General features: G+C 73.7%; 1 protein-coding gene. It reads left to right on the top strand.

Annotation, left to right across the window (positions count from 1 at the left end):
* The coding region (locus tag RNB18_RS52130) for an MFS transporter (RefSeq protein WP_311721070.1) at nucleotides 1-445 on the top strand (445 nt) is incomplete at both ends.

Below are 445 nucleotides of genomic sequence, written 5' to 3' on the forward strand. Positions count from 1 at the left end.
GGCTGGGTGGTCCGTATCCCGGCCATCAAGCAGCAGACCGGAGCCTCCGCCTCCACCCTCGGCCTCGCCCTGCTCGGCGTCTCCGCGGGCGCCGTGATCACCATGATGCTCACCGGCCGGCTCTGCCGCCGCTACGGCAGCCATGCCGTCACCGTGGCCTGCGGGGTCCTGCTCCCCCTCTCCATCGCCCTGCCCGCCCAGACCCATTCCGCGCTCTCCCTCGGCCTCGTGCTGCTGGTCTTCGGAGCGGCGTACGGCGGGATGAACGTGGCGATGAACAGCGCGGCCGTCGACCTGGTCGCCCAGCTGCGCCGACCGGTGATGCCGAGCTTCCACGCGGCGTTCAGCCTCGGCGGCATGGTCGGCGCCGGGCTCGGCGGGCTGGTGGCGGGCGGCCTCGCCGCCTCGACGCACCTCTTCCTGCTGGCCGCGATCGGCCTGCTCG

Origin of the sequence: Streptomyces doebereineriae, from assembly GCF_031845645.1 — a bacterium.
Taxonomy (GTDB): Bacteria; Actinomycetota; Actinomycetes; order Streptomycetales; family Streptomycetaceae; genus Streptomyces; species Streptomyces canus.